The 8,080-nt window shown below is 64.2% G+C and carries 7 protein-coding genes; 3 read left to right on the top strand and 4 right to left on the bottom strand.

All coding sequences use genetic code 11. From position 1 onward, the window contains the following. Nucleotides 1-50: 50 nt before the first annotated feature. From EWU68_RS08465 to EWU68_RS08480, 4 genes are read right to left on the bottom strand one after another with little or no spacing between them, the layout of a single operon-like run. The gene (locus EWU68_RS08465) at nucleotides 51-872 is read right to left on the bottom strand and encodes an ATP-binding cassette domain-containing protein (RefSeq protein ID WP_129315695.1); all 822 of its coding nucleotides are present in this window, start codon (nucleotides 870-872) and stop codon (nucleotides 51-53) included. After that, nucleotides 869-2,932, bottom strand: coding sequence for a dipeptide/oligopeptide/nickel ABC transporter permease/ATP-binding protein (locus EWU68_RS08470; RefSeq protein WP_129315696.1), 2,064 nt, complete (start codon nucleotides 2,930-2,932; stop codon nucleotides 869-871). Before EWU68_RS08470 ends, EWU68_RS08465 begins: the two co-directional genes overlap by 4 nt. Nucleotides 2,933-2,934: 2 nt before the next feature. Next, a complete protein-coding gene (locus EWU68_RS08475; protein WP_129315697.1) occupies nucleotides 2,935-3,888 on the bottom strand; it encodes an ABC transporter permease in 954 nt (317 codons plus the stop codon). 42 nt (nucleotides 3,889-3,930) lie between these two features. Next, nucleotides 3,931-5,511: an ABC transporter substrate-binding protein gene (locus tag EWU68_RS08480; protein WP_129315698.1), complete on the bottom strand. Its 1,581-nt coding sequence runs from the start codon at nucleotides 5,509-5,511 to the stop codon at nucleotides 3,931-3,933. 203 nt (nucleotides 5,512-5,714) lie between these two features. Between EWU68_RS08480 and EWU68_RS08485 the strand changes: the two genes are divergently transcribed. Genes EWU68_RS08485 through EWU68_RS08495 form a run of 3 tightly spaced genes read left to right on the top strand, consistent with a single transcriptional unit; the run spans nucleotide 5,715 to nucleotide 8,059 of the window. Beyond that, a complete protein-coding gene (locus EWU68_RS08485; RefSeq protein ID WP_238692391.1) occupies nucleotides 5,715-6,422 on the top strand; it encodes a FadR/GntR family transcriptional regulator in 708 nt (235 codons plus the stop codon). Nucleotides 6,423-6,447: 25 nt separating this feature from the next. Beyond that, nucleotides 6,448-7,026: a recombinase RecJ gene (locus tag EWU68_RS08490; RefSeq protein WP_129315700.1), complete on the top strand. Its 579-nt coding sequence runs from the start codon at nucleotides 6,448-6,450 to the stop codon at nucleotides 7,024-7,026. 52 nt (nucleotides 7,027-7,078) lie between these two features. Further along, nucleotides 7,079-8,059, top strand: a complete 981-nt coding sequence (locus EWU68_RS08495; protein WP_162421500.1) for a glycosyltransferase family 2 protein — start codon at nucleotides 7,079-7,081, stop codon at nucleotides 8,057-8,059. Nucleotides 8,060-8,080: the final 21 nt, after the last annotated feature.

Here is an 8,080-nt window from a genome sequence, read left to right on the forward strand (position 1 = left end):
TCGTTCTCTTGTCCCGGGGTGTTCTGACCGGCCCCGGTCGGCCGGAAATTTCAGGGGGTCGTCTCCGCGAGCAGGCTCGGCGCCGAGTTCAGCAACGACCTGGTGTACTCCTCCGAAGGATTGCCCAGCACGTCCTGAGCCGGTCCCTGTTCGACGGCTCGCCCCTGGGTCATGACCAGGAGGTCATCGGAGATGTGGCGAACGGTCTGGATGTCGTGCGAGATGAAGACCATTCCGATGCCGAGCTCCTTCTTCAGATCGATCAAGAGGTTGAGGACCTGGGCCCGGACGGAGACATCCAGGGCGCTGGTCGGTTCGTCGGCCACGATGACCTCCGGGTCCAGGGCGAGTGCCCGGGCGATGGCGACGCGCTGGCGCTGGCCTCCGGAGAGCTGGGCAGGAACCGCTTCGGCGGCCGAGGTCGGCAGACCCACCATGTCCAGCAGTTCGTAGACCCGTTTCGATCGGTCCGGTGCGCCGCCCATTGCGTGCACGTCCATGGGGTCCCTGATGATGTCGTGGGTCGTCATGCGAGGGTTCAGCGCGGTCGAGGCGTTCTGGAACACCATCGTCACGGCCTTGCCGAACGCCTTCCTGTCCGCCTTGCCGGTGCCCACCGGTTTGCCCCGATGCAGCAACCGTCCGCCGGTGGGCTCCTGAAGGCCGACGAGGACGTTCGCGAGCGTCGTCTTGCCGGACCCGGACTCACCGACGATGCCGACCGTGCGGCCACTACGAACTTCGAGGGAGATCCCGTCCACCGCTTTGACCACCTTTCGCCGGAACAGTGAACCGGTTCGACTGGTGAAGTGGACTTCGAGGTTCTCCAGGGAGAGGACGGACTCTGCGGTCCGGGATGCCGTGGCGCTCATGAGTCAGCTCCTTGAATGATGTTGACCGTGGCCGTTCCGGAGGCCGGTTCGTTGGTTGCCCAGTAGTGATCGGAATCGCCGACCTGCTCCATGCGCAACGGCGCCCAGGGATTGGCATCTTGTCGCTGGGATCTGGGGGCAAAACGATCGCCGGGGGCAAATTCCCCGGGACTCGGAACGGTTCCCGGGATCTGGTAGAGCCGCTCCGCCGAGGACTCGATGGACAGCACCGATCCCAGGAGCCCCTGCGTGTACTCGTGCCGCGGGTCGGACAGGACCTCCGAGGTGCTTCCGGACTCGACCACCTGGCCCGCGTACATGACGGTGACCCGATGGGCCAGTGACCCCACCAGGGCGAGGTCGTGGCTGACGAAGATCATCGCGAAACCCAACTGTTTCTGCAGGTCGAGCAAGAGATCGATGACCTGCCGCTGGACGGTGACGTCGAGCGCCGTCGTGGGTTCGTCGGCGACCACGAGCTTGGGCGATCGAGACAGGGCCATCGCTATCAGAACCCGCTGGCGCTGCCCGCCCGAGAGCTCGTGGGGATAGCTCTTGAGGGTTCGATCCGGGTCGAGCTGGACGAGTTCCAGCAGCTCGGCGGGGCTCATCCGCCCACCGCGCTTGGTCAGCTGCTCCATCTGGTCCTTGATGAGCATCGACGGGTTCAACGAGGACAGGGCGTCCTGATAAATCATCGCGATCTGCTCGCCCCTGAGCCCGGCGAACGTCCGGTCCAGGGCCTGTTGCCCTGCGGCAGAGGGAACCAGTTCCTTGCCGCCGAAGTCGATCGAACCGGTCACCACCGCGTTGGGCGCTTGGAGGCCCATGATGGCCAGCGAGGTGATCGACTTTCCGGATCCGGACTCGCCGACCAGCCCCATGGTTTCCCCAGGGGCGACGGAGAAACTCAGGTCCCTCACGACCTTCGTCTCCCCGTACCTGTCCGGGAAGGCGATCGAGAGATTCTTGACCTCGAGCAACGGCGCGGCGTCGGGATCCGGGGCAAACCGGTCCTCGCGGCGGGCCTCGGCCGCGGCGAGGGCCGCGAGCTGGGAGTCCAGGACGGATTTGCCCCGCGGACCGACCGTCTGGATGTTCGACGTCGGGATGTCCCGGTCGGAGCCCGAGGCGAAGATCGCCTCCGTGGTCGGTTGCGCGTTCTCTCTCCGGTGCTCATCGGGCTCGGCGCCGGCCGCGTGCGAGCGCAAACGAGGGTTGGCCATCGCATCGGTCATGCCTTCGGACAGGACGTTCACCGCCAGGACGGTCAGAAGGATGGTGATGCCGGCGAACGTCGTCGCCCACCAGGCACCCGAGAGGACCACGTTGCGTCCGTAGGAGATGACGTTGCCCCAGCTCGGGTCTGGATCCTGGATCCCCGCGCCCAGGAACGAGAGGGACGCCTCGAAAATGATCGCGTCAGCAACCATGACCGTGGCAAAGACCAGCACCGGAGCCGCGCTGTTGCGCACCACGTGTTTGAGAAGGATGAAGGTCTTCGAGGCACCGACGATGCGTTCGGCCCGGACGTAGTCCTCGTTCCACTGGGTGAGGATATTGGCTCGCACCACACGGGCCAGCTGCGGTGTGTAGATGATCGCGATCGAAAGGATGATCACGGGGATCGTATTGCCCATCGTGGACAACAGAACGGCGGCGAGGGCGATGCCTGGGAACGCCATGATCACGTCCATGACCCGCATGACTCCCTCGTTGACCCATCTGCGCCCGGTCGCGGCGATCGCCCCGAGGATGCCGCCGAGCACCAGGGCCAGGGCCACGGACCCCAAGCCGATGACCAGGGAGCTGCGCGCCCCGTACAACAGACGGGAGAAGATGTCCCGGTTGAGCCGGTCGGTACCGAACAGGTGGTCCCCGCTCGGTGCTTGTGGAACTCCTGAGCCCGTGGCCAACGGGTCGTGGGGCGCGAGCACCGGGGCAAGGATCGCTGCCAGAGCGATGAGGACCAGGAATGCCATGGACAGCTTGGATCCCCAGGGCATGCTCCGGAAACGGATTCCGGGTCGGGACAGCCGGTCGGCGAGCTTGTATCTCATGGTCACACCGTCCTAATGCGGGGGTTGATGAGCAGGTAGAGGAGGTCGACGACGATGTTGACCGCCACGAAGGTCACGGCGATCGTCACCACGACCCCCTGGACCAGATTGATGTCCTGATTCGTGATCCCGTTGAGGATCAGCTGGCCCATGCCCGGCATCGAGAAGATCATCTCGATCACCACGGCGCCGCCCAGCAAGTAGCCGATGCGCAGACCGAGCACGGTCACGGGCGTCACGAGCGCATTCCGGAGCACGTTCTTCCTCAGGACTTCGCCTCGCGGGACGCCGTTGCCGATCGCGGTGCGCACATAGTCCCTGTCGAGTTCTTCGACCATCGAGGTCCGGACCACGCGGATGAGGGAGGCGCACACGGGGATGGCGAGCGCGACGGAAGGCATCAGCATCGAGGTCGCGTACTTGCCGGGATCATCGAAGAATGACGTGTACCCACCCGAAGGCAGAATCCGCCACCCGACCGCGAACCACTGGATCAGCAAGATGCCGAGCCAGAAGGAAGGGGTTGCGACGGCCGCGATCGAGAAAACGCGGATCACCTGGTCGGGCCACCGGTCTCGCCAGAGGGCGGCGACGACGCCGAGCACCAGGGACACGATGGCCGCAATGACCACTCCCCAGAAGGTCAATTGCAGGGTCACGGGGAAGGCCCCGGCGATCATGGTCGAGATCGGGGATTCGGGCGGCGTCGTGACACCGAAGTCGAGCCGCACCAGGCGCCCCAGGAACGACAGGTACTGCACGACCAACGGGTCGTTGAGGCCATGGGCTGCCCGGTACGCTTCCTTGGCGTCGGAGCTGGCGCCCTCTCCGAGGGCCGCCGTCGCCTGATCCCCCGGGGAGAAGTGCAGCACGATGAAGACGAGCAGCGTGATGCCCAGGATCATGAAGGGAAGGGCGACGAGCCGACGCCCGAGGAGTCTGAGTATGTTCCCCACGAGAAATCCTCCTTGGATCGTGTGCGGGAGAAGGTGGCTGGGTCAGTTCCGTTCGACGCCGAGGAAGGACAGGCCCGTGGTCGGCAACGGCTGGAAGCCTTTGAGCTCGGAGCCGTGCCACGCCGTCGGCAGCTTGCGATGGAAGATGGGATAGAGGGGAACCTGGTCGGCGATGATGTCGATCGCTTGGCCCCACAGCCGCAGCGCCTCCCCGTGGTCGGTCGTGCTGACCGCCTGGTCCATGAGGCTGAGGGTCTGGTCGTGCTCGGGCGTTCCCGCCCAGTGATATCTCTTGTCCGCCCACGTTGTGCCGCGGAACCACCACGAGAGCAGCAGGTCCATGTCATTGCCGAAGACCGACGGGTCGCCCGGAGCCACGCAGACGTCGTACTTCCCGGCGTCCACGTACTGGGAATACAGGGCACCGGACTGGAGCGCCTTCATGCTGGCCGTCACCCCGGGAATCTTGTTCCACGACTCGAGGACCACTGGCATGACGTCCTTGACCCACGAGGTGTCCGTGGTGTGGACCGTGAACTCGAGCGAGTCCGCACCGGCCTCCTTCAGAAGGGCCGCCGCTCTGTCCGGGTCATAGTCGTACACGGTGGATGCCCTGACGTAATCGGGGTGCTCACGGTGCACGTACGACGTCGCCGCGCTGGCGTTTCCCAGGAGCCCGCGCTGAATGACCTGCTCGGTGTCGAGGCCGTAGTGCAGGGCCTTGCGCACCCGGACGTCGTTGAACGGCGGCTTCTGGAGGTTGAACATCAGGAACAGCAGCCCGAACGAGGGAACCTGCTTGAGCTCGGAACGTTCCTTGAGCCATTCGGTATCCAGGTAGGGGACGTCCTCGATGGCCTGGACGCGATCCGAGTCCTGGGCGGTGACGCGGGCCGCGGAGTCGGAGAGCAGGAACCAGGTCATTTCGTCCACGGTGGGCCTGTACTTCCCGCCGTAGTCCTCGAAGGCCTTGAATTCGATGCGATTGTCCTTGAGCGCCCGGACGAACGAATACGGCCCCGACCCGACCGGATGGGCGTCGAAGCCCTTGGGGTCCTTCTCAACCACGGCCTTCGGCACGATCTTGACGCACGAGATGCGCTCGGCAAACTGCGGGAATGGACTTTTGAGGCGGAACAGCACGGCGTCATCGCCCTGGGGCTCGACGGTCTCGATGAATCCGAGGAACTGCATGAGGGTCGACGAATTCTTCGGGTCCAGAACCCTGGTGAACGAGTACACGACGTCCTGGACGGTGACCGGAGACCCATCGTGGAACTTCGCGCCGGAGCGCAACGGGACCACGTACGTGGTCTCGTCGATTTGCTTCGGCATCTCCGAAGCAAGAGCGATATACGGTTCGCGCGTCGCCGGATGGAGGTCCACGAGCCCTTCGAAGACGTGCAGGTTGACCGCCATCGCGGTGGCGCTGGTCGTGATCATGGGGTCGAATCCGCCGGAGAGCGTGTAGGAGATACCGGCCTCGATGCGCTTCTTCTGCGGCGCCGACTCCCCCGCGCACGCAGAGAGGCCGGCCGAGAACGCGAGCGCCGCACCGAGGCCGCCCACGGCCGTGACAAAGCCGCGCCGCGACACACCGCGCGCGGTCTGAGACCTCGTCATCGAAGACTCTGGAATCATCGGGACCTCCGGGAGGTGGGATGTAGGATGTCTGTTTAGAGTGCGAATTTATAGCTCTTGAATGATGTTGTCAACATCACGTTGGAGAAGCGAGTCGGTGACGCAGTCGGACGGCGCGGCCGACACGATAGGATCCACAAGTGTGAATCATCGACGAGGGGAACCGCATGCCGGAGAAGGAATCGATGCCCAAACGCAGAGTGGGCGCCGCTGATCGCATGCGCGCGCTCCAGCAGGACATCATGGAGTTCATCCTGGACCAAGGGCTGGCTCCCGGGGATCCCATGCCCACGGAGTTCGAACTGGTCGAGGAGCTCGGCGTCGGCCGCAATACGGTGCGTGAGGCCCTCAAGGTCCTCCAGTCGATGGGCATCGTGGAGGTCCGTCACGGATACGGGATGTTCGTGGGCCGCAAGAACCTCGAGGCGCTGGCGATGGGACTCGAATTCCATGCCCGCATGTCCCTGCAGGGTCGGGGTGACGAGGCCCTGGAAGTGGTCGAGGTCCGGCAGGCCCTGGAATCGGCCCTGATCGGCTCGGCCATGGACGCCATGACATCGGAGGACCACGTGGCCCTCGAAGCATGTATCCGAGGCATGGAGGAGTCCGCGGAAGACGGCGCCCTGAACGCCGAACACGACCACGAATTCCACAGATTGCTCTTCGCGCCCTTGGACAACGACCTCTTGGCCAATCTGCTCGAGGTTTTCTGGTCCGTCTACGGCCGGATCCGTGAGCAGGTCGGCCAATCGATCCCGATGGCCAGGCAGAATGCCCGGGCACACCGGGAGGTCCTCGAGGCCGTCACGCATGGGGAGAAGGAACGCGCCGCGATACTGCTGACATCACACTTCGATGCGTTGCGCGACGTGCTGCGCAACTCCGCCGGCTGACCCGAGCCAGGCATAATAGCGGTACATGTATGCCATCATCATCGAAGCCCCGGACGCGCCCGGCCTGGCCGAGCGCCTGCGGTCGCTCCCGGCGCTGACCGAAGGCGCCGTGCTCGAGTCGCCATCGTCGGGCCGGTTGAGCGCGGTGCTCGCGGAGCCCGGACCTGCGATCGACGTCGCCCTCGAGGCCCTGCGCACCCCCGGCGTGTCCGTGGGCGTCGGAATCTCATCCGGCGGCCCCGACGACGCCGGGTACGCGAGCGCTTATGCCCGGGCTGCGGTTCAGAGGTGCACCCCAGCCCCTTCCGCGGGTCGCGCCGCGTTCCGCAATGTTTTCGTCGAGGCAGCCGATCCCGCCCTCGCTGATGCGGCCACGGGCCTGGCAAGGCTGCTGGCTCGCCTGGTCGGCATGAGAACCGAGGCCGAATGGAGGGTCGTGGATCTACTGGTTCCCGGCGTGCGCGGCCAGCACCGTGCCGTCGGAGAGGCATTGGGCATATCCCCGCAGGCCGTCAGCAAGGCCCTGATCCGCACCGGTTGGCATGAGCAGAGCGAGGGCCGGTCGGGCCTTGTGGAAATTATGAGGCGCCTCAACAACTCGTAATATGATTGTGGCTGTTATCCCGATGGAACCACACATCAAGGAATCAGGATTCATGAACAGCCCCTCAGTTGCCGTCATTCTGCCTGTCTACAACACCGCGCGAACGGTAGTTCGATCAATCGACAGCATTCTTCATCAAACGCACACAAATTTCGAACTCGTCATCATCAATGACTCATCCCCGGACGATGCAGACCGTGTCATTCGCCAGCACTTGGAGCAAACGAATGATTCTCGCGTTCGCTATGTAGTCAACGAGCACAATCTCGGTCTGGCGGGATCCCGTAATCGCGGTCTGAGGACCGTGAGTTCGGACTGGGTGGCCTTCCTGGACTCGGACGACGTGTTCCATCCCGAGTTCCTCGAGAAGATGCTTGCTTCCGCGGGACCGGCCACGGACGTCGTCGTCTGCAGCCATGACGTGTTGTACCCGGACGGAACGCATCGATACCGGTCCCGGGGCAGGCCCGGCCGCTATACGGGGAACCAGGCCATGGCTCTCCTGATGAAGGACGAAATGACACCCTACGCGTGGGACAAGCTGTTTCGTTCCTCGTCAATTCGAGGGTTGGAGTTTCCCCTGCTGAATCGGGTCGAGGACGCAGGATTCTCGATCGCGGCCTACGAGCGCGCTCGAGAAGTCGTATGCATCGAGGACTCACTCCATTTGTATTCGGTGAATCCGCAATCCATTACTTGGGGGTCGGTTCCGCCGATTCTTGAAAGTTACCGTTTTGTGGAATTTCTCAAGGAAACCACCCGGGCCCACGAAGGGTCGCCGTCGGAAAAGAATGCCCTGGCGGCAGCGTGGATTCTCACTTTCCTGAACTCCGCCCAGGCGGCCCTCAGGCTCACTCCGCCCGACGTGGATCACCACATCCGCGAGTGCCAGGACGCCATGACATTCACCCTTCTGCGTCGCTGCCTCATGGCCCGGCCCGATTACGCACTGGCGGGGCTCCTGCTCAAGACCTCTCCCCTGCTGTACGGGATGCTCTACAAAGAATTTGTCAGGCGTCGCTACGGGATCTGAGACAGCCCCCACCCCCCCCCC

This window comes from Rothia koreensis (genome assembly GCF_004136575.1).
Classification (GTDB): domain Bacteria; phylum Actinomycetota; class Actinomycetes; order Actinomycetales; family Micrococcaceae; genus Rothia; species Rothia koreensis.